Below are 25,044 nucleotides of genomic sequence, written 5' to 3' on the forward strand. Positions count from 1 at the left end.
ACCGTCCGGCGTGTTTCGTAGGCAAACATGTCGTGACCGTGGAGACCCGAGAATGAAACGCCGTGCCTTTCTGGCCGTTCTGGCCGCCACCCTGGCCGGGGCGGGCGTGTGGAAACTGCTGGGCAGGTCGCGGCCTTCCCATGCCGGGCCGGGCGGGTTCAGGCTTGAGACGGTCGCGTCGGGGCTCGATCATCCGTGGTCCTTTGCCTTTCTCCCCGATGGCCGGATGCTGGTGACGGAACGTGAAGGCCGGCTGCGCGTGGTGAGCGCTGACGGCGCGCTGTCCAGTCCTGTGGAGGGCCTCCCGGAGGTTTCGGCAGTTGGGCAGGGTGGCTTGCTCGATGTGGTGCTTCACCCGCAGTTTTCATCCAATCGGTTGGTTTATATGTCATTTTCTGAACCGCGGGACGGCGGCAACGCGACATCGGTGATGCGGGGGACGTTATCGGAAGACACCCGGAGACTCGAGGGCGTGGAGGTGATCTTCCGCCAGCAGCCGGCATTCGATGGCGGTCATCATTTCGGCTCGCGTCTCGTTTTCGACCGGGCGGGCGCCCTGTTCGTGACCACGGGCGACCGCAACAGACTGCGTGACCTCGTGCAGCAGACCGACAATCACATCGGCAAGATTATCCGCATCACGGATGACGGAGGCATTCCCGAAGACAACCCGAAACCTGAAGGCTGGCTGCCGGAGATATGGTCGGTCGGGCACCGGAACATTCAAGGCGCTACGCTCCACCCCGATACGGGCGAGTATTGGACAGTGGAGCACGGCTCACGCGGCGGTGACGAATTGAACCGGCCACAAGGCGGCAGAAACTATGGCTGGCCGGTTATTTCTTATGGCAAAGAGTATTCCGGCGGACAGATCGGCGAGGGCACGGCGAAGGACGGCATGGAGCAGCCGGTCCATTACTGGGACCCGTCGATCGCGCCCTCGGGCATGGTCTTCTACACCGGGGACAAATATCCGGACTGGCAGAGCGACCTCTTCGTCGGCGCATTGGTGCAAAAACATGTGGCGCGCTTGACGCTGGAGGGCGGCAAGGTGGTGAACGAAGAGCGCTTGTTCGATGGTGAAGCCCGCTTCCGCGATGTGCGGCAAGGCCCTGACGGATATCTTTATCTCCTCACCGACGAAGGCGCGCCAGATGGCCGCGTGCTGCGGGTGGTGAGCGCGGACTGAGCGTCAAGGGGCCGGGCTGATCTCGTCGGAGACCTGAATGATGGTCGTGATACCGTCCACCTCGGGCGTCGCCACATAGGTGTTGTCGGGCGTGAAGAAGCGGATGCGCTCCTGCCATGTCGCATCCACGAAGACGATTTCGAAATTCTCGTAGAGCCGCCAGGCGGTGACTTCGCCCATCACCGGAAACTCGTCCAGGCAGGCATTCTCGATTCCGATTGCGAGGCCGCCGATCGTGTCCTCGCGAGTCAACTCCACATCGCAGATTTTAGAGCCATCGGCATTCTGCACCTGCCATGTGCCGAAGAAGCCTTCCAGCAGCGACGGGTCGACGCTGCTCAGATCGAGGAGCTTCGTCGATTGCGCCGCTGCAAGGCCGCACAGCCAGAGGCAGGCCGCAAGCGAGATCGCCGTCAGGCGCAGGACGTGCCGCATGTGTTTCGGCCTCGATGGATCGCGAGAGTAAGGACGGCCGAGACTAGACGGTGATGCCCGGCAGCTTCAAGCCCTGTTCCTTCGCGCAGTCGACCGCGATTTCGTAGCCCGCATCGGCATGGCGCATGACGCCGGTGCCGGGGTCGTTCCACAGCACGCGCTCCAGCCGGCGGGCGGCATCCTCGGTGCCATCGGCGACGATCACCATGCCGGCATGTTGCGAGTAGCCGATGCCGACGCCGCCGCCGTGATGGAGCGACACCCAAGTGGCGCCGCTCGCGGTGTTCAGAAGCGCATTGAGCAGCGGCCAGTCGGAGACGGCATCCGAGCCGTCCTTCATCGCTTCCGTCTCGCGGTTCGGCGAGGCGACGGAGCCTGAGTCGAGATGATCGCGGCCAATGACGATGGGGGCCTCGACTTCGCCGTTGCGCACCATCTCGTTGAAGGCAAGCCCTAGCCTGTGGCGTTGCCCCAGGCCCACCCAGCAGATGCGCGCGGGCAAGCCCTGGAAGGCAATGCGTTCGCGGGCCATGTCGAGCCAGTTGTGGAGGTGGGGGTCGTCGGGGATCAGTTCCTTGACGCGCTGGTCGGTCTTGTAGATGTCCTCCGGATTGCCGGAGAGTGCCGCCCAGCGGAACGGGCCGACGCCGCGGCAGAACAGCGGGCGGATGTAAGCCGGGACGAAACCCGGAAACTCGAAGGCGTTCTTGAGGCCCATTTCCAGCGCCATCTGGCGGATGTTGTTGCCGTAGTCGAGAGTCGGTACGCCCATGTGCCAGTAGTCCAGCATGGCCTGAACGTGAACCTTCATCGAGGCCATGGCGGCGGCCTTGACGGCTTGTGGATCGGAGACGCGCTTGTCCTCCCATTCCGCCAGCGACCAGCCGGCGGGAAGATAGCCGTTGATCGGATCATGCGCGGATGTCTGGTCGGTGACGGCATCGGGCCGGATGCCGCGCTTCACCATCTCCGGCACAAGCTCCGCCGCATTGCCCAGCAGGCCGACGCTGATCGGCTTTCCGGCCTTGTGGCTGCGGTCGATGATCTCGAGCGCCTCGTCGATGGTTGAGGCCTTGGTATCGACGTAGCGGGTGCGGAGGCGGAAATCGATGCGGGATGGCTGGCATTCAATCGCGATCAACGAGGCACCGGCCATCGTCGCGGCGAGGGGCTGCGCGCCGCCCATGCCGCCCAATCCCGCCGTCAGGAACCACTTGCCCTTCAGGTTGCCGTTGTAGTGCTTGCGACCCAGTTCGGCGAAGGTCTCGTAGGTGCCCTGCACGATCCCTTGCGTGCCGATATAGATCCACGAGCCGGCCGTCATCTGGCCGTACATCATCAGGCCCTTCTTATCGAGTTCGTTGAAATGGTCCCACGTGCCCCAGTGCGGCACGAGGTTGGAGTTGGCGATCAGCACGCGCGGCGCATCCTTGTGGGTGCGGAAGATGCCCACGGGCTTGCCCGACTGCACCAGCAGGGTTTCATCATCCTCGAGTGAGCGAAGGCCCGCGACGATGCGGTCGAAGGCTTCCCAGTTGCGTGCGGCGCGGCCGATGCCGCCATAGACGACGAGTTCCTCGGGACGCTCGGCCACGTCGGGGTCGAGGTTGTTCATCAGCATGCGGAGCGGCGCCTCGGTGAGCCACGACTTGGCGCTGAGCGTCGAACCGGTTGCGGCCTTGATGACGCGGGAATTGTCGCGGCGGGTGTCCATGGAAATCTCCTACTGGGTAAGCGTGCCGCGCGCGCTGGTGCGGTAGCGGCTGTAAAGGGCATAGCGGCTGGCGGGATAGGTGAGGGTTGCGACAGTGGCAACGCGTGACTTGCTCCACGAGCGGCGGTGGAGTGCCAGGCATGGCTCCAGCGGGCCGATGCCCAGAAGCCGCTGCTGCTCAATCGTCGGCAGTGCCGCCTCGACCGTGTGCTCAAGTTCATCGACGGGCGTTGCTTCGACCAGCACGGCGGTGGGCGTCGTGATGGTGAAGTCGCGTGAGAGGAAGTCAGGCATGACGGCGGGGTTCACGTAACGGTCTTCGAGCTGAACGGGGACGCCGTTCTCCTCGTGGACGATGACGATGTGAAACAGCTTTTCGATACCACGCTCCTCGAAGTCCTCGGCGAGGGCGGGATTGGCGGACATCTCCGCCTTGCTCACGACACGCGATGAATAGCGGTGGCCGCGTTGCCCGATCTCATCCGCGATGTTGCGAAGCTCCATGAGGCTCGTGAGTGCCGGCGTCTCCTTCACGAAGGTGCCCACGCCGGGCACGCGCGAGAGGAAGCCTTCGGCGGTGAGTTCGCGGAGCGCGCGGTTCGCGGTCATGCGGCTGATGCCGAAGCTTTCCACGAGTTCGTTCTCGGAGGGCACGCGCTGGTCCGGCTCCCACGCGCCGTTCCGGATGTTTTCCAGAATGTGGTCCTTCACCTTGGCATAAAGCGGCTGGGCGTCGCTCATGACAGTGTACCGCGCACGGTCTTGCCGTTCTTGATGACGGCGGTGAGCGGATTGTAGCCGATGGGATAGCAAAGGTCCCCCGGCCGCTCGGCATCCCAGATCGCGAGGTCAGCCTTCATGCCGGGGACGATCATGCCGCGGTCATTGAGGCCCAGAGCCCTTGCGCCATTGACGGTGACGCCGCGCAGCGCCTCGTCCGGCCTCAGGCCAAACAGTACGCAGGCCATGTTCATCGTGGTGAGAATTGAATGAATCGGCGAGGAGCCGGGGTTGAGGTCCGTCGCAATGGCCATCGGCACGCCGTGATGGCGCAGCGCCGCCACGGGCGGGGCCTGCTTTTCGCGGAGGTAATAGAAGGCACCCGGCAGCAGCACGGCGACGGTTCCGGACTTCGCGATGGCCTCCACGCCGCTGTCATCGAGATATTCGATATGGTCGACTGAGAGCGCGTTGAAGGATGCCGCCATCTTCGCGCCGCCAAGGTTGGAGAGCTGCTCGGCATGGAGCTTGATGCGCAGGCCGTGGGCCCTGGCGGCTTCGAAGACGCGGGCCGTCTCCTCGACCGTGAAGGCGATCTTCTCACAGAAGGCATCGACGGCATCGGCAAGCCTGAACTTGACGACGGCGGGGATCACCTGCTCGCAGATGAGCTTCACATAGCCTTCGCGGTCGTTATGAAATTCAGGCGGGATGGCATGAGCGCCCAGGTATGTGGCCGCGACATCGACGGGACGGAGCTTGTCCAGTTCGCGGACCACGCGAAGCATCTTCAATTCGGTGCGCTCGTCGAGGCCATAGCCCGACTTGATCTCGACCGTCGTGATGCCTTCGGCCAGCAACGCGTCGAGGCGCTTCAATGCGGAGGCGACAAGCTCGCCTTCGGACTGGGTGCGGGTGGCGCGGACGGTGGAGGCGATGCCGCCGCCCGACTTGGCGATGTCGGCATAGGCGATGCCGCCGAGACGCATCTCGAACTCATGCGCGCGGTTGCCGCCATAGACGAGGTGGGTGTGGCAATCGATGAGGCCGGGGGTGACGAGGCGGCCCTGGCAATTGATGCCATGCATGCCGGACGGCGCTTCGGCACGGGGGCCGACCCAGGCGATGCGGCCATCCTCGATGAGGATCGCCGCATCTTCGATGAGGCCATAATGGTCGCGCATGGTGGCGGCGTTGAGATTGGTCAGGAGCATCTGAAAATCCACTTGTATAAGGTTGTATATACAGTATAGTTCAAGCCATGGAAAGCAGGAAATTGCATTTTGCCTCGGCGCTCACATCGCAGGGCTGGCAGGAGGATGTGACGGTTGCGGTGGATGCGGCGGGGCTGATCACTTCGGTCGAGTCCAGTTCCCGCGCAGGCGAGCGCGTTCCTGGCATTGCCATCCCCGCGATGCCCAACGTTCATTCTCATTCCCATCAGCGCCTCATGATTGGCCTTGCGGAACGCGCTGGCCCCGGCGCCGACAGTTTCTGGACGTGGCGCGAGACGATGTACGGGTTCGCGCTTCGCTTGTCGCCCGATGATCTCGAAGCCGTGGCCGCCCAGCTTTATGTCGAGATGCTGAAGTCGGGATTCTCCGTCGTGGGGGAATTCCAGTACCTCCATCACCAGCCGGACGGCACGCCATATGACAATCCCGCAGAAATGAGTCTTCGCTGCATGGCGGCGGCGGAACAGTCAGGGATCGGCATCACGCTGCTTCCGACGCTCTACGCTTTTGGTGGATTTGGAGGGCAGCCCCCCGTCGAAGGCCAACGCCGGTTCATCAACGATGCGGAGCGGTTTCTCGGCATATACGAGCGGCTGGAAGCGGAGTCGAAGGGTCATGCGTTGAGGCGCGTGGGGATTTCGCCGCACTCGCTCCGCGCCGTCACGCCCGAACTGCTGCGCGAGGAGATTGCAGGGATTGCTCCCGATGCGCCTATCCACATCCATGTCGCGGAACAGGTGAAGGAAGTCGATGACTGCCTTGCCTTCTTTGGCAAGCGGCCGGTGGAAATGCTGATGGCGGAATTCGACGTGTCCGACCGGTGGACGGCCATTCATGCAACCCACATAACGGTTCGTGAAACCAGCGCGTTGGCGTTGAGCGGCGCCATTGTAGGTCTGTGCCCCACCACGGAAGCTAATCTGGGCGATGGCATCTTTCCCGCCGTCGACTTCATGAAGGCGCGCGGAGCCATTGCGATCGGCTCCGACAGCCATATCAGCGTGTCTCCCGCGGAAGACCTGCGGATGCTGGAATATTCGCAGCGCCTGCGCGACCGTACGCGCAATGCGCTCGCCGGTGAGCCTGGGCAATCAACAGGCCGCACGTTGTTCGAGGCGGCTTGCAAGGGCGGCGCGCTGTCCATGAGGCAGCCGGTCGGAGCCATCGAAGTGGGCAAGCGCTGCGACATCGCCGTACTCGACAGCGATCATCCGTCGCTCATCGGCCGTAGCGGGGACGCCGCTCTCGACACATGGATATTCTCGGGCGGCAGTCCTTGCGTGAAAGACGTTTTTGTGGCTGGCCGCCACGTCGTGAGGGACCGCCATCACATCAGCGAAGAACAGATCGCCGCGCGCTTCCGCGCCGCCATCGGGAGACTGTCGTCATGATTCATATCGGTGGACGCGCACTCGACCTGTCCGACGTCCGCGCAACGCTGGACGGCCCGATAGCGGTCGATCTCACGGAGAAGGCACGCGGCCTCATCGCGCGCTCGGCGGAGACGGTGGCGCGGCTGCTCGGCACGGGTGACGCGATCTATGGCGTCAACACGGGCTTCGGCAAGCTCGCCAAGACCCGGATCGCGGCGAAGGATCTCAACGCTCTGCAGATCAATATCGTCAGGTCGCATGCGGCGGGCGTCGGCGCTCCGCTCGATCCAGCGGTCGTCCGCCTGATCATGCTGATGAAGCTCAATTCGCTGGCGCAGGGCGCGTCCGGCATCTCGCTCGGGGCCATGGAGGCGCTTGCCGCACTCATCAATGCGGACGTGCTGCCGGTCATTCCGGGGCAGGGCTCGGTTGGTGCATCGGGCGACCTCGCTCCGCTCGCCCACATGAGCCTCGTGCTCATCGGCGAAGGCGAGGCCTTCGTGAAGGGTGCTCGCGTGTCAGGGGCAAAAGCTCTGGAAGCAGCAGGCGTGAAGCCGGTGGCGCTGGGGCCGAAGGAAGGTCTGGCACTCCTGAACGGCACGCAGGTTTCGACGGCGCTCGCTCTTGCGGGCCTTGCTGCAGCAGAACGCAATGCGGAGGCCGCGGTCCTTGCGGGCGCCATGTCGGTCGATGCCGTGATGGGTTCCGACACGCCGTTCGATGCGCGCATCCATGCGCTTCGCTCGCATCCGGGCCAGCAGCTCGCGGCCTCGCATTATCGCCGGTTGCTGGCAGGGAGCGGCATCCGCGCCTCGCATCTCGAAGGCGATGACCGCGTGCAGGACCCTTACTCCTTCCGCTGCCAGCCGCAGGTGATGGGGGCCTGCTTCGATCTCCTCGCTCATGCTGCGCGCGTGCTCACCATCGAGGCCAATGCGGTGTCCGACAATCCGCTGGTCTTCGCGGAAGATGGCGCCGTGCTGTCGGGCGGCAACTTCCATGCAGAGCCAGTGGCGTTCGCCGCCGACATCATCGCCATGGCTGTGGCCGAGATGGGATCGCTGTCGGAGCGGCGCATCGCGGCCTTGATCGACACCACGATCTCGCTCCTGCCGCCCTTCCTCATCCGCAATCCGGGCCTCAACTCGGGCTTCATGATCCCGCAATGCACGGCCGCCGCGCTGATGAGCGAGAACAAGCAGATGTCTCATCCGGCATCGGTCGATTCGGCACCCACCTCCGCCAACCAGGAGGACCACGTTTCGATGGCGACGCATGGCGCGCGGCGCCTGACGCCGATGAACGCCAATCTCGCTCGCATCCTCGCCATTGAACTGATGGCTGCGGCTGAGGGAATCGATTTCCGCAGGCCGTTGACCTCTTCCGGTCCCATCGAGGAGGCGCATGCGCTGGTGCGATCCAAGGCCGCCAAGCGTGACGAGGACCGCGAGTTTTCGACCGACACAGAGGCAGTTGCAGCACTGATCGAGCAGGGTCATTTTGCCCGCTTTGTGCCCGATCTTCTCAGCGATCTTGGTTGCCGCTAAAGAGGGCGCCCATGAAGCTCTTCGATCTCACCGGCCGCGTGGCGGCTATCACCGGAACGAGCCGCGGCATCGGCCGCGAACTCGCCCATGGCTTTGCCGAAGCGGGAGCAACCGTGGTCGGTTGTTCCCGGAGCTATGAAGCAGCCGACAAGACCGCGGCCGAACTCCGCGCCAAGGGACATGATACGCTGCCAGTCCTCGCAGACGTCACGACCGAAGCGGGTGCCGAGGCCCTCGTTCAGGCCGCGGTGCGCCGCTATGGCCGCCTCGATATCGCGGTCTGCAATGCCGGGGTCGATATCAAGAAGAGGGCGATCGATTTTACCTCCGCCGAGTTTGACTATGTCATCCACGGCAATCTGCGATCGCATTTCCTCACGGCGCAAGCTGCCGCAAGGCAGTTCATGCGGCAGGGCAGCGGTGGCGTGATCGTCATGACGTCTTCCAATGCTTCCGTCGCTGCCTTCGAGGAACTGACGCCCTATTGCGCGGCCAAGGGCGGCATCGACATGCTTGTGCGCGGGCTTGCAGCCGAGTGGGGGCCGCAGGGCATTCGCGTCAATGCCTTCAATCCGGGCTATACGAACCACGCCATGACCGAAAGCGGCCAGGAGCAGCTTGCGGTGGAGGCTGAAACGATCATTGCCCGCACGCCGCTCCGCCGCATGGCCGAGATGCGCGAAATGGTTGGCCCCGCCGTCTTCCTGGCCTCGGATGCCGCAAGCTTCGTGACGGGAACCATCCTGCTGGCAGATGGTGGCTGGTGCGCCCTGTGACCTTCGATCACCCCTGGCCCGCGCTTGAACGGGCGGCATCCGTGTGGCCCGATGCGGAAGCGCTGGTATTTTCGCACCAGCAGGCACGGCGGACGTTCCGCCATTATCGCGATGAGGCACTGGCGCTGGCGGGTGCTCTGTCGGCAAGAGGGCTGAAGGCCGGAGACCACATTGCACTTCTGGCGGAGAACCGCGTGGAATGGGCCGTGGTGCAAATGGCCTGCGCCGCGATGGGGGCCGTCTTCGTTCCGCTCAACACACATTACCGGAAGGACGATCTGGCCTATGCGCTGAAGCAATCGGATTCGCGGGCCCTGATCTGTTCCACAAAGTATCGCTCCAATCCGTATCTGGAAAATGTTACCGCGATCCGGGGCGAGTTGCCGCTTCTCGATCATGTCTTCACGCTGGAGGATGACTATCCGCGACTTGTGGCGGGGCGCCATGGTTTCACGCCTGCCACCACTGAACCATCGTCAGTTGCATCGCTTCTCTATACATCGGGCACGACGGGGTTTCCCAAGGGGGCGCTGCTGTCGCACCGGGCGATGATGATGGATGCGCGCGGTGCCGCCGCGCGTCTCGGGCTGGAAGCGGGCGACCGCTGGACGTCGATCATCCCGTTGTTTCATTGCGCGGGCTGCATCCTCAATCTTCTGGGCTCGCTCCAGAAGGGCGCGGCCTATGTGGGCGTTCCGAGCTTCGATCCGGAAAACATGTTCAGGATAATCGAAGCCGAACGCTGCACCTTCCTCTCCGGCGTTCCGACGTCCTATCTCGCCATGCTCGATCATCCGGCGCGAAAGAACCACGACCTCTCATCGCTGAAGGCGGGAAGCTGCGGTGGCGCGGACTGCAATCCCGATGTGCTGAAGCGTTGCGCGGAAGAGTTTCCCATGCCCGGTCTGGCCCAGGTCTATGGCCAGACGGAGGGTGCCACGCTGTTTGCCTGTCCGTCATCACATGATCCGTTGCGCTGGGAGACGGCGGGCGAGCCTCTCCCCGGCTATGAGCTTCGCATTGCAAACCCGGAGACGCTTGAACCCTGCGGGCCGGGTGAGATCGGCGAGATACAGGCGCGCGGGTCCATGGTGATGGAGGGCTATTACAGAAATCCGGAAGCCACAGCCGAGACGATCATCGATGGCGGATGGTTGCGCACGGGGGACCTCGGATATCTGCGTGACGATGGCAGGCTTGTCATCGCGGGCGGGCGCCTTCGCGACATGATCATCCGGGGCGGAGAGAATATCTACCCGGCCGAAATCGAGAACGTGCTGCAAGAACATGACGCCGTGGCGCAGGTTGCGGTGTTCGGTGTGCCGGATGAGTATTATGGCGAGATCGTCGCGGCGGCGGTGAAGCCCATCGGCACTGTCACCACGGCGGTGCTTCAGGCTCTCTGTGCTGCGCGCATCGCGAAGTTCAAGGTGCCCGCCGTGGTGTTCCGGGTGGAGAATTTTCCACTCACGCCATCGGGCAAGATCCGCAAGGTGGAGCTGCGGCAGTGGGCGAAGGAAAACCGCATGGAGCGCCTGCCATGAGCCTCACCTTCTGGTTCGACGTGCATTCGCCGTGGGTCTATCTCGCGGCACCGCGCGTCGCCGATCTGGCGCGGAAGCACAAGCTGGACCTGCTGTGGCGGCCGCTGCACCTGCCGAGGCTGCTTGACGAGATCGGTGGCGTGAAGCCATTGGAGGCGGCGCCCGCGCGTGTTGCGTGGTTTCGGCAGGACATTCTCGACTGGGCGGAGATTCAGGGCGTGCCCCTCCGCACCCATCCGAACTATCCCTTGAGGAATTCGCGTGCGCTGCGTGCCTGCCTGCTGGCGCAAGACGAGGGCAAGGCAGAGGCTTTCGTGACACGGGTGCTGAAAGGCTATTGGGCGGAGGAAGCCGACATCACCGACCTCGATCAACTGGCGCGCTGGGGCGAGGCCGCTGGGCTTGATCCGGACGCCGTGCGCGAGGCCGCGTCCAGCGAGGTCCTCAAGGCGCGCCTCGATGCCAACACGCAGGAGGCGGTGGCCCGCGGCGTGTTCGGCGTACCCACGGTTGATACCGGCACGAAGCTCTACTTCGGCAATGACAGGCTTGATCTTCTGGATATTCATATCTCGCGCGGGCAAATCCCGGTAGCCTGACGCGATGAGCAACACGCTGATCGACAGGGTGCGGGCGCTGACGCCACGGATGGCCGGGACGAACCTCCGTGAACGGACGATTGCCTGCGTGGGAGTCATGGTGGGAGTCGCGCTGGTGGGCCTGATTTCAAGCGCCCTGATAAGTCCCAGACCGGGTTTGCCTTTGCTGATGGCGCCGCTCGGCGCTTCGGCGGTTTTGCTCTTCGCGGTGCCCGCCAGTCCGCTGGCGCAGCCATGGTCCATCGTTGGTGGGAACACGATTTCAGCGCTGGTCGGAGTTCTCGTCGCCCACGTCATTCCGGAATCCGCAATTGCAGCGGCACTCGCCGTGGCTGCTGCCATCGCTGTCATGTCGATCTTCCGTTGCCTGCATCCGCCGGGTGGGGCCGTCGCCCTCTCAGCCGTTCTCGGCGGCCCGGCCGTCGTTGCGGCTGGCTACAGTTTTGCGCTGGTTCCGGTGGCGCTCAACTCCGCATTGCTCGTGGGGCTGGGGGTATTGTTCCACCGGCTTTCCAGTCATTCCTATCCGCACCGCCCCAAGCTGGTGCTGGCGAAGACGCACGGCACGTCCGACACGCCGCCTCAGCTTCGCGTGGCGCTGACCGAGGCCGACATCGATGTGGCGCTGGCCGAAGGAGGCGAGCCTTTCGACATCGCGCGGGACGACCTGAACAGGCTGGTGCGGCGCGCCGAGTTCGCGGCACTCGAACGGACGGCAAAGGTGCCGTCCTGCGGCGATATCATGTCGAAGGACGTGCTGCGCATCCGCGACGACGCATCGTGGGCCGAAGCACATGCGCTGCTTCTGGCGCATGACTTGCGCATCCTGCCGGTGGTGGATGCTGAACACCGGCTGGCGGGCATGGTCGAGATGCATGAGCTGGACCATCCGGCGAAGACCGTTTCAGACATGATGAGCGATGCGGCAACGGCAATGCCGGATGACAGCATGCTGCGCCTCGTCGATCCGTTGTCAGATGGACGTCACCACGGAGTGGCGATCATTGACGGTGCAGGGCAGCTCATGGGGCTCGTCACCCAGACCGACATGATTGTGGCATTGGCCCGGTTGGCCGTGACGGGTGCCGCGCGGCCTCACTGAGGCAGCCGCTTCAACGCATGTGGTGCATGTTGTCGGCAAGCAGGGCCGCGGCGATCTGCGACTGCGCTTCAGCCTCGGCCCATGCTGCCGCGTCGAAGGCCGGCGCGGTGATCCAGGCCGAGACCGTGACAACCGCGAAGAATGAAAATCCCAAAGCCGACTTCAGCATGTTCGCTTCCTGAATTGATCAGTGTTCAATTATATGCATTGTTATTGAACGCTGGTCAATATATTTCTTCAGCATGGCAAGGCGCTCCGACCACACACGCGACGAACTCACCCGTCTGGCGCTGGATGCGGCACGGAAAATTGTTTCCGAACAAGGATTAAAGGGACTTTCAACGCGCGGCGTCGCGAAGCTCATCGGCTATTCGCCGGGCACGCTGTACCAACTCTTCGCGGATCAGGACGAACTCGTCATGAGGCTGAACGCCGAGACGCTGGACGGGCTGATCGCCAAGTGCCGGTCCATCGACTTCAAGATGGAGCCTGCGGACACGCTTATGGCACTGGCGCGGTTCTATATCGGCGATGTACGGGAAAAGCGGAGGTTGTGGAACGCCGTGTTCGAACACAGCCTGCCGGAAGGGCGCGATACCCCCGTCTGGCTGGCCGAACGAAGGCAGACGCTTCTGGGCTTTGCCCAGCAGGCGATTGCTCCCCTATTCGAGCCGGGTGAGGAGAGCGCCTGCCGGCATCAGGTGCAGGTGCTGTGGGCCGGGCTCTATGGCATCGCGTCACTTGCCACGGCGGGCAAGTTGCCCGGAACCGAAAGTGCGGAGGCGATGGTGCAGACGCTTGTGCGCAACACCATCGCCTCTCTTGTTGCGAGAAAGGCCTAGACCTTCGCGATGCGGCCTGAGTCCTTCAGATACTGGACGATGATGTCGGCGGCACCTTCCGCCGTCACCTTGCCGGTATCGACGCGGATTTCCGGATTTTCCGGCGCCTCGTAGGGTGACGAGATACCCGTGAAGTGCTTGATCTCGCCGCGGCGTGCCTTGGCGTAGAGGCCCTTCACGTCGCGCTTCTCGGCTTCCACAAGGGACGTATCGACAAAGATCTCGATGAACTCGCCATCCTCGACCAGTTCGCGCGCCATGAGGCGCTCGGACTTGAAGGGAGAGATGAAGGACACGAGCACGAGTAGCCCCGCATCGACCATCAGCTTCGAGACCTCGCCGACGCGGCGGATGTTCTCGACGCGGTCGGCATCGGTAAAGCCGAGGTCGCGGTTGAGCCCGTGGCGCACGTTGTCGCCGTCGAGAAGGTAGGTCATGTGGCCGGACGCGTGGAGCTGCTTTTCGACCAGGTTGGCGATGGTCGACTTGCCCGCACCCGAGAGCCCGGTGAACCACAATACCGCCGGCTTCTGGTTGGCCAGCGCGGCGCGGGCCTCCTTGTGCACGTCGACGGCCTGCCAGTGGATGTTGGCGGCGCGGCGGAGCGCGAAGCGGATGAGGCCCATGCCCACCGTATTATTGGTGAAGCGGTCGATGATGATGAACGAGCCGAGGTGGCGGTTCTCCAGATAAGGCGCAAAGGCGACGGCGGAGTCGAGTTCAAGGTTGCAGACGCCGATCTCGTTCAGCGTCAGAGTCTTCGCCGCGACGTGCTCCATGGTGTTGACGTTGACCTTGTACTTCAGGTCATCGAGCGTTCCGGGAACGGTCTTGGTCGACGACTTGAAGAGATAGGGACGGCCGGGGAGCATGGGCTCGTCGCTCATCCACAGGATTTCCACCTGGAACTGGTCGGAGACCTCAACCGGATCATTGGCCGTGCAGATCACGTCGCCGCGGCTGATGTCGATCTCGTCCTTCAGCGTGATGGTGATGGACTGGCCGGCGACACCGGCTTCAAGATCGCCATCATAGGTGACAACGCGCTCGACCACGGAAGTGCGGGCCGAGGGGAGAACCTTGATGGCATCGCCCGGCTTGACCGTGCCCTGGACGATGGTGCCGGAGAAGCCGCGAAAGTTCTGGTTGGGGCGGTTCACCCACTGCACTGGAAGGCGGAAGGGCTTGGAATCCAAGTCGTCGCCCACCGGCACGGTTTCGAGATGCGCCATCAGCGTCGGCCCGTGATACCAGGGCATGTTCAGCGAGCGCGTGATCATGTTGTCGCCCATCAGCGCCGAGACCGGGATCACGGTGATCTCATCAGCGCCGACCGATTTCGCGAAAGTACGATAATCCAGCTCGATCTTCTCGAAGACTTCCTGGTCGAAGCCCATCAGGTCCATCTTGTTGACGGCGACGACGAGGTGCTTGATGCCGAGCAACGTGCAGATGAACGTGTGCCGGCGGGTCTGGGTCAAGACACCCTTGCGCGCGTCCATCAGGATGATCGCGAGGTCGGCGGTGGAGCCGCCAGTCGCCATGTTGCGGGTGTACTGTTCATGGCCGGGCGTGTCGGCCACGATGAACTTGCGCTTGTCGGTGGTGAAGGCGCGGTAGGCGACGTCGATGGTGATGCCCTGCTCGCGTTCGGCTGCGAGGCCGTCGACGAGGAGCGCGAAGTCGAGGTTGCCTCCCTGCGTGCCCATCTTCTTCGAATCGGCTTCGAGCGCCGTCAACTGGTCTTCGAACAGCATCTTGGCTTCATAGAGAAGCCGTCCGATCAGGGTAGACTTGCCGTCATCTACGGAACCGCAGGTAATGAAGCGGAGAAGATCCTTCTGCTCCTGCGCGTGGAGATAGGCTTCGACGTCGCCGCCGGTGAACTCGATGAAACGGGTCATCAGAAATACCCTTCCTGCTTCTTCTTTTCCATGGAGGCGGAGGCGTCCTTGTCGATGACGCGGCCCTGCCGTTCGGAGGATGTGGCGACGAGCATTTCCTCGACGATGTCGAGCAGCGTTTCGGCATTAGAGTCGATGGCGCCGGTCAGCGGATAGCAGCCCAGCGTGCGGAAGCGGACCTTCCGCATCTCTGGCGTCTCGCCGGGATTGAGGCGCATGCGCTCGTCATCGACCATGATCAACTGGCCATCGCGCCAGACCACGGGGCGCTCCGCTGCAAAGTAGAGCGGAACGATCTCGATGTTCTCCTTGTAGATATATTGCCAGATGTCGAGCTCAGTCCAGTTCGAGATCGGAAAGACGCGGATCGATTCGCCCTTGTTCTTGCGGGCGTTGTAGAGGTTCCACAATTCGGGGCGCTGGTTCTTGGGGTCCCAGCGGTGGCGATTGTCGCGGAACGAGAAGATGCGCTCCTTGGCGCGGCTCTTTTCCTCGTCGCGGCGTGCGCCGCCGAAGGCCGCATCGAAACCATACTTGTCGAGCGCCTGCTTCAAGCCATCGGTCTTCATGATCTGGGTGTGAAGAGCCGAACCATGGTCGAAGGGGTTGACGTTCTTGGCAACACCTTCGGGGTTCTGGTAGGAGATCAGCTCCCAGCCATGCTTCTTCGCCGTCTCGTCGCGCAGCTTGTACATCTCGCGGAACTTCCAGCCGGTGTCGACATGCATGAGCGGGAAGGGCGGCTTCGAGGGATAGAAGGCCTTGAGCGCCAGATGCAGCATCACGGCCGAGTCCTTGCCGATGGAGTAGAGCATCACCGGCTTCTCGCACTCGGCGGCAACTTCGCGAATGATATGGATCGACTCGGCTTCGAGGCGCTCCAGATGGGTCAGGTCGTGTTTCTTGGGACTGGACACGTGGGTCGTCTCTCCTGTGAGGGGGGCGGGTTTCGACGAGGATTTCTGCTGCTGCATCCAGCTGCGCACCTTGTCGATGGTGCGGGTGGAGGGCGAGCGGCCCTTGCGCAGGTCAAAGACGAAGGACGGGTCGCTCAGCGCCTGCTTGCCGAGCGAGGTTGGCTCAAGGCCGGCGGTTTCAAGAAACCGCTCCACCTCTGCCAGAAAGGATTTGGCCACGTTATCCACGATAGGATCTTACCTTTGAGTGGTGTTATTGGGTCACGCTTATCCTATTTCCTATCGGTTGCGAAGGAAAATTGCGGTGATCTGCTAATAAAATGTAATGCAGGCAATCGGAAATATCCGAATCCCGATGGAGCGAAGTACCCTTGAGCCACCCTTCAGTCCATTATATGGTTTTTCCTTGGAGGAAACATCTTGGACAAGGCCGACAAGAAGAAACCCGCAGCCGCGCCAGAACTGCCGTTCCAGGACCCCCACGGTCATGGCGAGGTTCAGGGCAAGTTGCTGGAGCAGGCGATTGGCCGCGAGGTGAAGGGCTTCCGCGAGAAACTCGGCCTCACCATTGCAGAACTGGCCAAGGCCGCCGAGATGTCGGCGGGCATGCTGTCCAAGATCGAGAATGGCGCAACGTCACCGTCGCTTGCCTCATTGCAGGCGCTGGGTCGGGCGCTACAGGTTCCAGTCACGGCCTTCTTCAAGGGATTCGAGGAAATCCGCGACGCCACCTTCGTGAAAGCTGGCCAGGGCCTGACCATCGAGCGCCGGGGCACCCGTGCCGGGCACCAGTACCAGTTGCTGGGCCACAGCCCGCACGGACCGGTGATGGTCGAGCCCTATCTGATCACGCTGACCCACAAGTCTGACGTGTTCCCCACGTTTCAGCATCCCGGCCTTGAATTCCTCTACATGCTCGAAGGCAATGTCGTGTACCGGCACGGCGACAAGACCTATGACATGCATCCGGGCGATGCCCTGTTCTTCGACGCCGACGCGCCACATGGACCCGAGGAGTTGAAGGAATTGCCGATCCGCTATCTCTCGGTCATTTCCTATCGCCGGGAGGAATGAACCCCGCGCAGGGCGTCATTCCTTTCGTGAAAAAATAGTTCCTCATAGTTGAATGCCGTGAAAGGGACTGATAAGGTCCCCGACCATAACCCAGAGGAGGGTATGGACCATGTGTGGTATCGTCGGACTTTATCTCAAGAACCCCAAGCTCCAGCCGCAGCTGGGTGCCATGTTCAAGCCCATGATCATCGAGATGACCAATCGCGGGCCGGACTCGGCTGGCGTTGCAATCTACCGAAACCCGGTGAAGGCGAACGAGGTCAAGTTCTCGCTTGCCCATGATGACGCGGGCTTCGACTGGAAGCAGATCGATGCCGGCATCGAGCGCGCCTTCAAGTGCGAGGCGACCGTCTCGCAGATCGGCAATCACTGCATTCTCGTCACCACCGCCAAGGAAGACGATGTCGTGCAATGGCTGAAGAAGAACTTCCCCGCCGTGCGCGTGGTGGGTTCGGGCCACACGATCGAGATATTCAAGGAAACCGGGCTGCCGGAGAATGTCTACAGCAAGTTCGACTTGTCGTCTGCTTCGGGCACGCACATCATCGGCCATACCCGCATGGCGACCGAGAGCGCGGTGACGACTGCGGGCTCGCATCCCTTCGCCACCGGTGCCGATCTTTGCCTCGTGCACAATGGTTCGCTGTCGAACCACAATCGCCTGCGCGAGAACCTGAAGCGCGAAGGCATGGAATTCCAGACCGAGAACGACACCGAGGTCGCCGCCGCCTACATGACATGGAAGTTGCGCAACGGGTCTTCGCTGAAGGAAGCGTTGCAGGACGGCCTCAAGGATCTCGACGGCTTCTATACGTTCCTGGTGGGCACCGCCGACGGCTTTGCCGTCGTGCGCGATCCCATTGCCTGCAAGCATGCGGTGATGGCCGAGACCGACGACTGGGTGGCGATGGCGACCGAGTACCGCGCCATCGCGCATCTCCCCGGTGCCGACGACGCGAAGATCTGGGAGCCTGAGCCCACCACCATCTACACCTGGGGCGGCAACGCCTGATCTCGAACTCTCAATGCCGGGGGCCGGTAATGCGATCGGCCCCGGATCTCCTTCCAACGTCCCTCATCCCGCGCCAACGCAGTCAGCAATCACAAGGGGTGAGGTCTTGCCATCAAGGGACGGAAAACGAATGAACGAGCTTGACCTCAAGGCGATGGGCATCACGGCCATCAACCAGAAACTCTACAAGTTGCCCAAGGACACAAACGAGCGGCACTGGATCATCCGCAATCCGATGGGCCAGCACTCCATTGCCTGCGGCCTCGATGCGCCGCTACATGTCGACATCCAGGGCCACGTCGGCTTCTATTGCGGCGGCATGAACCAGCACGCCGAAATCACCATTCACGGCCATGCCGGTGTCGGCACCGCCGAGAACATGATGTCGGGCGTCGTCTGGGTGAAGGGCAACTCGTCCGAATCCGCTGGCGCCACCGGCAACGGCGGACTGCTCGTCATCGAAGGCGATGCGTCGTCCCGCTGCGGCATTTCGATGAAGGGCATCGACATCGTGGTGGGCGGTTCCGTCGGCCACATGTCGGCCTTCATGGCGCAGCGCGGCAACCTCGTGGTCTGCGGCGATGCTGGCGAGGCGCTGGGCGACTCGATCTACGAAGCGCGTCTCTATGTGCGGGGCAAGGCCGACAATCTTGGCTCGGACTGCATCGAGAAGGAAATGCGCGCCGAACATCTCGAGGACCTCGCAAAGCTTCTGGAACGCGCCAAGATGAAGCACAAGCCTGAGTCCTTCCGCCGCTACGGTTCTGCCCGCAAGCTTTACAACTTCAACGTCGATCACGCCGACGCTTACTGAGGCACGCACACCATGGACGCCAACATTCCACGTACCCCGCCGCGCAAGTCCGCAACGTTCGACGACTATACGCTGGCCGAAATCCGCCGCGCCGCAACGACCGGTATCTATGACATCCGCGGTGCCGGCACCAAGCGCAAGGTTCCGCATTTCGACGACCTGCTGTTCCTCGGCGCCTCGATCTCGCGCTATCCGCTGGAAGGCTACCGCGAGAAGTGCGGCACCGACGTGGTGCTCGGCACGCGCTTCGCCAAGAAGCCGATCGAACTGAAGATCCCGATCACCATCGCCGGCATGAGCTTCGGCTCGCTCTCGGCACAGGCGAAGGAAGCCCTGGGCCGTGGCGCTTCGGCTGCGGGCACCTCCACGACGACCGGCGATGGCGGCATGACTCCCGAAGAGCGCGGCCAGTCGAAATATCTTGTCTATCAATACCTCCCTTCGCGCTACGGCATGAACCCCGACGATCTTCGCAAGGCAGATGCCATCGAAGTCGTCGTCGGCCAGGGTGCCAAGCCCGGCGGCGGCGGCATGCTGCTCGGCCAGAAGATATCCGACCGTGTGGCGCAGATGCGCTGCCTTCCGAAGGGCATCGACCAGCGCTCGGCCTGCCGTCATCCTGACTGGACCGGTCCGGACGATCTCGAAATCAAGATCCACGAACTCCGCGAAATCACCTCGTGGGAAAAGCCGATCTACGTGAAGGTCGGCGGCACGCGACCCTATTACGACGTGGCGCTTGCGGTGAAGGCGGGTGCTGACGTTGTCGTGCTTGACGGCATGCAGGGCGGCACGGCGGCGACGCAGGACGTATTCATCGAGCATGTCGGCATACCGACGCTGGCGTGCCTTCGTCCCGCGGTGAAAGCGCTGCAGGATCTCGGCATGCATCGCAAGGTGCAGCTCATCGTCTCGGGCGGCATCCGCTCGGGCGCTGATGTCGCCAAGGCGCTCGCGCTTGGTGCCGACGCCGTGGCGATCGGCACCGCAGCCCTCGTGGCGCTGGGTGACAACGATCCGGTGCACGAGGAAGAGTACAAGCAGCTCGGCACCACCGCTGGTGCCTATGACGACTGGCACGAAGGCCGCGACCCGGCGGGCATCACCACCCAGGACCCTGTGCTGGCCGCTCGCCTCGACCCCGTCAAGGCCGGACGCCGCCTTTCCAACTACCTCAAGGTCATGACGCTCGAGGCGCAGACCGTGGCGCGCGCCTGCGGCAAGAGCCACCTGCACAATCTTGAGCCGGAAGATCTTTGCGCGCTCACGCTTGAGGCCGCGGCGATGGCGCAGGTGCCGCTCGCCGGAACCAACTGGATTCCAGGCAAGGGCGGGTTCTAGAATAGACTTCGATCAAACCCTCCGGGCCGCGTAGGGGCGGTACCCGGAGGGATTTCAAAAACAAGATCACGGGAGTGAAACAGACCATGGGCGATCTCGCCTCCTACGCCAAGGAAAAGGGCGTCAAATTCTTCCTCTTCAACTTCACCGACCTGTTCGGTGTGCAGCGCGCCAAGCTGGTGCCGGCCGAAATGGTCAACCGCATGCAGAAGGCGGGGGCGGGCTTTGCCGGCTTCGCCACCTGGCTGGACCAGACGCCCGCACATCCCGATATCCTCGTGATGCCGGACCCGAGCTCCATCATCCAGCTGCCGTGGCGCCCTGAAGTTGCTTGGATGGCGGGTGAGCCGTGGATGAACGGCGAGCCGCTGCCGCAGGCGCCGCGCGTGGTGCTGCGCAAGCTTCAGGAAAAATATGCCGCCAAGAACATGAAGCTGATGGCGGGTGTCGAGCCCGAGTTCCATCTCATCAATGCCGATGGCTCGGCAGTGTCCGACCATCGCGATACCCAGGAAAAGCCTTGCTACGACCAGGCCGCCATCATGCGCCGGCTCGATGTCATCGCCGAAATCTGCACGACGATGACGCAGCTCGGCTGGGGCCCGTATCAGAACGACCATGAAGATGCGAACGGCCAGTTCGAGATCAACTGGAACTTCAACGATGCGCTGACCACCGCCGACCAGGTCGCCTTCTTCAAGTTCATGGTGAAGTCGATCGCCGAGAAGCACGGCCTTCGCGCCACCTTCATGCCGAAGCCCTTCATCAACCTCACCGGCAACGGCTGCCATGTCCATCTCTCGGTGTGGGACAACGACCGCAAGACCAACCTCTTCGAAGACGAGAAGGGCGAGCTCGGCGTCTCGAAGCTCGGCTATCATTTCATCGGCGGGTTGATGCACCATGCTGCCGCCATGACGGCCATCACCAATCCGACGGTGAACAGCTACAAGCGCATCAATGCGCCGCGCACCATCTCGGGTGCCACCTGGTCGCCGTCGTCCATCACCTATGGCGGCAACAACCGCACCCACATGGTTCGCATTCCCGATGGTGGCCGTGCCGAGTACCGGTTGCCGGACTGCGCTGCGAACCCCTACCTGCTGCTGGCCTCGATCCTCGTTGCCGGCATGCACGGCATCGAAGAGAAGATGGACCCGGGCAAGCGCCTCGACATCGACATGTATGCGCAGGGCCATACCGTGAAGGACGCCAAGAAGCTGCCGCTGAACCTCCTCGACGCGCTCCGCAACTTCGAGGGCGATGCCTATCTCCAGGACGCGCTCGGCAAGGATGTGTCGACCGGCTACCTGAAGCTGAAGCACAACGAGTGGAACCAGTATTGCCGCCATCTCACCCAGTGGGAGCGCGACTCGACACTGGACTGCTGAGAGCATCCTCTCACGCTCTCTCAGGTCTCGTCATGGCCGGGCTCGTCCCGGCCATCTTCGTTTCCTCGGCAGGGATGCCCGGAACAGGTCTGGGCATGACGGGTGGGGTGGAGATCGTTACACCGCCCGTCGCTCACTTGCGGGCGTGATTCCGAAGGCCTCGCGGTAAGCTCTGCTGAAATGGCTGGCGCTGGAGAAGCCGCAGCCCAAGGCGATCTCGGTGATGGCGATTGAGGATTGCCGCAGCAGGTCGCGGGCACGTTCCAGCCTGATTTGCCGATAATGCTCCGAATAGCTGCGGCGAAGCTTTTCAGAAAACAGGCGGTCAAGCTGCCGGGTCGACAACCCGATGCGGCGCGCGGTTTCGCCACGCTTCAAGGGATCGCCGGGATGGCTCTCCATCAGTTCGAGGGCTGCCGTCAGCCGCTCGTCGTGGATGCCGTGGCGCTCTGCCAGCGAGGCGCGCTGCGAGCTTTGCGCCGGGCGGATGTCGGTGTGCATGAACCAGTCGGAGACGCGGCGCGCGAGGTCTGGTCCGTGGGCCTCCGCGATCAGCGCGTGCATCATGTCGAGGGGCGCGGTGCCGCCCGCGCAGGTGAGCCGGTTGCGGTCGACGATATAGATCGAGCGCGTGAGCATGATGTTGGGGAAGGCCTCCGCCACGGCGGGTGCGTGCTCCCAGTGAACCGTCATGTGGTGGCCATCCATGATGCCGGCCTTCGCAAGGATCACCGGGCCGCCCGACACGCCGCCAATGCGCAGGCCGCGCGCGGCAAGGCTCCGGAGCCATTGCAGCGTCTTCCTGTCCTTGAAGGCCGTCGGATTTCCGCCCGCGCACACGAGCAGCAGATCGAGGTTCAGGGCATCTCCCGACTTTGCCATGCAAGGCACGGTCGCACCGCAGGAGGCGGCAATCATCTCAGGTCCAGGCGAAACATGCACCCACCGATATAAATCCTTCCCGGCCAAAAGGTTGGCGGCGCGGAGCGGCTCCACCACTGAGGCATAGGACATCAGCGCGAAGCCGGGGATCAGGAAAATTCCCACAGTCTGTGGCGAAGGGCTCATGGCGCGAATCTAACAGAATATGGCTTGAAACTGCAAGACGGCACCACGGCATGCGCGTACCTATGACCGTCAAACGATCAGGACCGGCGCATGCGCTACAACGTTTTCTCACTGCTCAAGAATTCCTTTTCCGGCCACAAGAACTGGACGCCCGCGTGGCGCGAGCCGGAACCTCAGAAGGAATATGACATCGTCATCGTCGGCGGTGGTGGCCATGGACTTGCGACGGCCTATTACCTCGCCAAGGAACATGGCCTCAAGAATATCGCGGTCATCGAAAAGGGCTGGCTCGGCTCCGGCAACATCGGCCGCAACACCACGATCATCCGTTCCAACTACATGCTGCCCGGCAACAACCCGTTCTACGAATGGTCGATGAAGCTGTGGGAGAACCTGGAGCAGGATTTCAACTTCAACGCCATGGTCTCGCAACGCGGCGTTCTCAATCTCTGCCACACTGATGGACAGCGCGACGCCTACGCGCGGCGCGGCAACGCCATGCGGATCGACGGCGTCGATGCCGAGTTGCTGGACCGCGCCGCCGTGCAGGAGATGTATCCCTTCTTCGACTATGGCAACGCGCGCTTTCCGATCAAGGGTGGCTTGCTGCAGAAGCGCGGCGGAACGGTGCGCCACGATGCGGTGGCCTGGGGCTTTGCACGCGGCGCCGACAGCCGCGGCGTCGACATCATCCAGCGCTGCGAGGTCAAGGGCATCAGGATCGAGAACGGCAAGGTCACCGGCATCGATACCAGCAAGGGCTTCATCAAGTGCAATAAGCTCGGCCTCGCCACTGCAGGCAACTCATCTGAGACCGCTGCGATGGCGGGCCTCAAGCTGCCCATCGAAAGCCATGTGCTGCAGGCCTTCGTATCGGAAGGCTTGAAGCCTTACATCGACGGCGTCGTGACGTTCGGTGCGGGGCACTTCTACGTGTCTCAGTCCGACAAGGGCGGCCTCGTGTTCGGTGGCGACATCGACGGCTATAATTCCTATGCACGGCGCGGCAACCTGCCGATGGTGGAGCATGTGGTGGAAGCGGGCGTCGCCATGATCCCTTCGATCGCGCGCGTGCGCGTGCTGCGCTCCTGGGGCGGCATCATGGACATGTCGATGGATGGCTCGCCCATCATCGACAAGACGCCGGTCCAGGGCCTCTATCTCAACGCCGGCTGGTGCTATGGCGGCTTCAAGGCCACGCCGGCGTCTGGCTGGTGCTTCGCGCATACGATCGCCAAGGACGAACCCCACAGCTTGAGCGCCGCCTTTCGTCTCGACCGGTTCCGCACCGGTCACATGCTCGACGAAAAAGGCCAGGGCGCCACGCCCAACTTGCATTGAGGCTGAACAGATGCTGATCCCATGCCCCCATTGCGGAACGCGGCCCGTCGAGGAATTCACCTTCCTCGGAGACGCCTCCGTCGAGCGGCCCACAAGCAACGATCCATCCTCGATGGAGCAATGGTATGATTATGTCTACTTGCGCGACAATCCGCGCGGGGCTTTCGATGAATATGTCCATCATTCAGGCGGCTGCCGTGCATGGCTCGTCATCTCGCGCAACACCGAGACACATGAGGTCTATGGCTGCATGACGACGCGGGACTATGCGGCATCGAAGGGAGGTGCTGCATGACCTCGTTCCGTCTTCCCAAGGGCGGCCTTGTCGACCGCGAAAGCACGCTCAGCTTTAATTTCGACGGCAAGGCCTTCACCGGCTTGCAAGGTGACACACTCGCCTCGGCGCTGATCGCCAACGGCGTGCATCTCATGGGCCGCAGCTTCAAGTATCACCGCCCGCGCGGCGTGATCTCGGCGGGTGCGTCCGAGCCCAATGCGCTGGTCGAACTGCGCGAGGGCGGACGCAAGGAAGCCAATACACGCGCTACCATGATCGAGCTTTACGACGGGCTGACCGCGCAGAGCCAGAACCGCTGGCCATCGCTCGACTTCGACGTGGGCGCAGTCACGTCGCTTGCGTCCTCGATCTTCGTTGCGGGCTTCTACTACAAGACCTTCATGTGGCCGAAGAGCTTCTGGGAAAAGATCTACGAGCCCCTGATCCGCAAGGCCGCAGGCCTTGGCACGGCATCACGCCTGCCTGACCCTGACAAATACGAGAAGGCCTATGCCCATTGCGACCTGCTGGTGATCGGCTCGGGCCCCACGGGCCTCATGGCGGCGCTTTCCGCCGCGCGGTCGGGCGGCCGGGTGATCCTCGCGGATGAAGGCTCGGCGCTGGGCGGCTCGCTGCTGTGGGAACACGAAGAAATTGCCGGCGTGTCCGGCCTCGACTGGGCTTTGGGCGTTCTGGCTGAACTCGGCTCCATGCCGAACGTGACCCTGATGCCGCGCACCACTGTGGCGGGCTGGTTCGACGGCAACATCTTCGGCGCCATCGAGCGTGTGAGCGATCATGTGGCCGTGCCCGACCCGCACGCGCCGCG

24 protein-coding genes are annotated in these 25,044 nt (G+C 62.9%); 16 read left to right on the top strand and 8 right to left on the bottom strand.

Annotation, left to right across the window (positions count from 1 at the left end; genetic code table 11):
- Nucleotides 1-52: 52 nt before the first annotated feature.
- Nucleotides 53-1,189: a PQQ-dependent sugar dehydrogenase gene (locus ACEW8Q_RS21130; RefSeq protein ID WP_373506047.1), complete on the top strand. Its 1,137-nt coding sequence runs from the start codon at nucleotides 53-55 to the stop codon at nucleotides 1,187-1,189.
- Between the two features lie 3 nt (nucleotides 1,190-1,192).
- Here the strand turns inward: ACEW8Q_RS21130 and ACEW8Q_RS21135 are convergent, their stop codons facing one another.
- The 4 genes from ACEW8Q_RS21135 to hutI are packed head-to-tail and all read right to left on the bottom strand — an operon-like array spanning nucleotide 1,193 to nucleotide 5,272.
- Nucleotides 1,193-1,624: an AprI/Inh family metalloprotease inhibitor gene (locus ACEW8Q_RS21135; RefSeq protein WP_373506048.1), complete on the bottom strand. Its 432-nt coding sequence runs from the start codon at nucleotides 1,622-1,624 to the stop codon at nucleotides 1,193-1,195.
- Between the two features lie 43 nt (nucleotides 1,625-1,667).
- The gene (gene hutU / locus ACEW8Q_RS21140; RefSeq protein WP_373506049.1) at nucleotides 1,668-3,338 is read right to left on the bottom strand and encodes a urocanate hydratase; all 1,671 of its coding nucleotides are present in this window, start codon (nucleotides 3,336-3,338) and stop codon (nucleotides 1,668-1,670) included.
- Between the two features lie 9 nt (nucleotides 3,339-3,347).
- Nucleotides 3,348-4,079, bottom strand: a complete 732-nt coding sequence (hutC, locus tag ACEW8Q_RS21145; protein ID WP_373506050.1) for a histidine utilization repressor — start codon at nucleotides 4,077-4,079, stop codon at nucleotides 3,348-3,350.
- Nucleotides 4,076-5,272, bottom strand: coding sequence for an imidazolonepropionase (hutI, locus tag ACEW8Q_RS21150; protein WP_373506051.1), 1,197 nt, complete (start codon nucleotides 5,270-5,272; stop codon nucleotides 4,076-4,078). Before hutI ends, hutC begins: the two co-directional genes overlap by 4 nt.
- A 47-nt stretch (nucleotides 5,273-5,319) precedes the next feature.
- Between hutI and ACEW8Q_RS21155 the strand changes: the two genes are divergently transcribed.
- From ACEW8Q_RS21155 to ACEW8Q_RS21180, 6 genes are read left to right on the top strand one after another with little or no spacing between them, the layout of a single operon-like run.
- Nucleotides 5,320-6,684 (top strand): formimidoylglutamate deiminase, encoded by a 1,365-nt coding sequence (locus ACEW8Q_RS21155; protein ID WP_373506052.1) that lies wholly within the window; start codon nucleotides 5,320-5,322, stop codon nucleotides 6,682-6,684.
- Nucleotides 6,681-8,213 carry a histidine ammonia-lyase gene (hutH, locus tag ACEW8Q_RS21160; protein ID WP_373506053.1) on the top strand — a complete coding sequence of 511 codons (1,533 nt, stop codon included), beginning with the start codon at nucleotides 6,681-6,683 and terminating at the stop codon, nucleotides 8,211-8,213. Before ACEW8Q_RS21155 ends, hutH begins: the two co-directional genes overlap by 4 nt.
- An 11-nt stretch (nucleotides 8,214-8,224) precedes the next feature.
- Nucleotides 8,225-8,989: an SDR family NAD(P)-dependent oxidoreductase gene (locus ACEW8Q_RS21165; RefSeq protein WP_373506054.1), complete on the top strand. Its 765-nt coding sequence runs from the start codon at nucleotides 8,225-8,227 to the stop codon at nucleotides 8,987-8,989.
- Nucleotides 8,977-10,533 carry an AMP-binding protein gene (locus ACEW8Q_RS21170; RefSeq protein WP_373506055.1) on the top strand — a complete coding sequence of 519 codons (1,557 nt, stop codon included), beginning with the start codon at nucleotides 8,977-8,979 and terminating at the stop codon, nucleotides 10,531-10,533. Before ACEW8Q_RS21165 ends, ACEW8Q_RS21170 begins: the two co-directional genes overlap by 13 nt.
- Nucleotides 10,530-11,132, top strand: a complete 603-nt coding sequence (locus tag ACEW8Q_RS21175) for a 2-hydroxychromene-2-carboxylate isomerase (RefSeq protein WP_373506056.1) — start codon at nucleotides 10,530-10,532, stop codon at nucleotides 11,130-11,132. Before ACEW8Q_RS21170 ends, ACEW8Q_RS21175 begins: the two co-directional genes overlap by 4 nt.
- Before the next feature lie 4 nt (nucleotides 11,133-11,136).
- Nucleotides 11,137-12,234, top strand: coding sequence for an HPP family protein (locus ACEW8Q_RS21180; protein ID WP_373506057.1), 1,098 nt, complete (start codon nucleotides 11,137-11,139; stop codon nucleotides 12,232-12,234).
- Nucleotides 12,235-12,244: 10 nt separating this feature from the next.
- Here ACEW8Q_RS21180 and ACEW8Q_RS21185 read toward each other — a convergent pair whose 3' ends face one another.
- On the bottom strand, nucleotides 12,245-12,403 hold the full coding sequence (locus ACEW8Q_RS21185) for a hypothetical protein (RefSeq protein ID WP_373506058.1): 159 nt from the start codon (nucleotides 12,401-12,403) through the stop codon (nucleotides 12,245-12,247).
- A gap of 73 nt (nucleotides 12,404-12,476) precedes the next feature.
- On the opposite strand from ACEW8Q_RS21185, the gene ACEW8Q_RS21190 reads away from it, so the two are divergent.
- Entirely contained in the window at nucleotides 12,477-13,076 is a 600-nt protein-coding gene (locus ACEW8Q_RS21190) for a TetR/AcrR family transcriptional regulator (protein WP_373506059.1), read from the top strand.
- On the opposite strand, the gene cysN is transcribed toward ACEW8Q_RS21190, so the two are convergent.
- Complete coding sequence (cysN, locus tag ACEW8Q_RS21195; protein ID WP_373506060.1) at nucleotides 13,073-14,980, bottom strand: sulfate adenylyltransferase subunit CysN; 1,908 nt, start codon at nucleotides 14,978-14,980, stop codon at nucleotides 13,073-13,075. The genes ACEW8Q_RS21190 and cysN overlap by 4 nt on opposite strands.
- On the bottom strand, nucleotides 14,980-15,897 hold the full coding sequence (gene cysD, locus ACEW8Q_RS21200; RefSeq protein WP_373506070.1) for a sulfate adenylyltransferase subunit CysD: 918 nt from the start codon (nucleotides 15,895-15,897) through the stop codon (nucleotides 14,980-14,982). Before cysD ends, cysN begins: the two co-directional genes overlap by 1 nt.
- 420 nt (nucleotides 15,898-16,317) lie before the next feature.
- On the opposite strand from cysD, the gene ACEW8Q_RS21205 reads away from it, so the two are divergent.
- The 5 genes from ACEW8Q_RS21205 (at nucleotide 16,318) to glnT (ending at nucleotide 21,529) form a co-directional block, all read left to right on the top strand.
- Entirely contained in the window at nucleotides 16,318-16,971 is a 654-nt protein-coding gene (locus ACEW8Q_RS21205; RefSeq protein ID WP_373506061.1) for a helix-turn-helix domain-containing protein, read from the top strand.
- Nucleotides 16,972-17,080: 109 nt separating this feature from the next.
- The gene (locus tag ACEW8Q_RS21210) at nucleotides 17,081-17,983 is read left to right on the top strand and encodes a glutamine amidotransferase family protein (protein WP_373506062.1); all 903 of its coding nucleotides are present in this window, start codon (nucleotides 17,081-17,083) and stop codon (nucleotides 17,981-17,983) included.
- A 130-nt stretch (nucleotides 17,984-18,113) separates the two neighbouring features.
- The gene (locus ACEW8Q_RS21215) at nucleotides 18,114-18,797 is read left to right on the top strand and encodes a protein GlxC (protein WP_373506063.1); all 684 of its coding nucleotides are present in this window, start codon (nucleotides 18,114-18,116) and stop codon (nucleotides 18,795-18,797) included.
- A 12-nt stretch (nucleotides 18,798-18,809) separates the two neighbouring features.
- A complete protein-coding gene (locus ACEW8Q_RS21220; protein ID WP_373506064.1) occupies nucleotides 18,810-20,138 on the top strand; it encodes an FMN-binding glutamate synthase family protein in 1,329 nt (442 codons plus the stop codon).
- A gap of 86 nt (nucleotides 20,139-20,224) precedes the next feature.
- On the top strand, nucleotides 20,225-21,529 hold the full coding sequence (gene glnT / locus ACEW8Q_RS21225; protein WP_373506065.1) for a type III glutamate--ammonia ligase: 1,305 nt from the start codon (nucleotides 20,225-20,227) through the stop codon (nucleotides 21,527-21,529).
- 117 nt (nucleotides 21,530-21,646) lie between these two features.
- Here glnT and ACEW8Q_RS21230 read toward each other — a convergent pair whose 3' ends face one another.
- Nucleotides 21,647-22,597 (bottom strand): GlxA family transcriptional regulator, encoded by a 951-nt coding sequence (locus ACEW8Q_RS21230; protein ID WP_373506066.1) that lies wholly within the window; start codon nucleotides 22,595-22,597, stop codon nucleotides 21,647-21,649.
- Nucleotides 22,598-22,687: 90 nt separating this feature from the next.
- Here ACEW8Q_RS21230 and ACEW8Q_RS21235 point away from each other — a divergent pair, with 90 nt between their 5' ends.
- The 3 genes from ACEW8Q_RS21235 to ACEW8Q_RS21245 all read left to right on the top strand — a co-directional run.
- Nucleotides 22,688-23,938: a sarcosine oxidase subunit beta family protein gene (locus ACEW8Q_RS21235; RefSeq protein ID WP_373506067.1), complete on the top strand. Its 1,251-nt coding sequence runs from the start codon at nucleotides 22,688-22,690 to the stop codon at nucleotides 23,936-23,938.
- Between the two features lie 10 nt (nucleotides 23,939-23,948).
- Nucleotides 23,949-24,233 carry a sarcosine oxidase subunit delta gene (locus ACEW8Q_RS21240; RefSeq protein WP_373506068.1) on the top strand — a complete coding sequence of 95 codons (285 nt, stop codon included), beginning with the start codon at nucleotides 23,949-23,951 and terminating at the stop codon, nucleotides 24,231-24,233.
- Nucleotides 24,230-25,044: 2Fe-2S iron-sulfur cluster-binding protein (locus ACEW8Q_RS21245; RefSeq protein WP_373506069.1), on the top strand; the 815-nt coding region annotated here is incomplete at its 3' end. The genes ACEW8Q_RS21240 and ACEW8Q_RS21245, both read left to right, overlap by 4 nt.

The organism is Aestuariivirga sp. (assembly GCF_041738905.1).
In the GTDB taxonomy this organism is placed as follows: domain Bacteria; phylum Pseudomonadota; class Alphaproteobacteria; order Rhizobiales; family Aestuariivirgaceae; genus Aestuariivirga.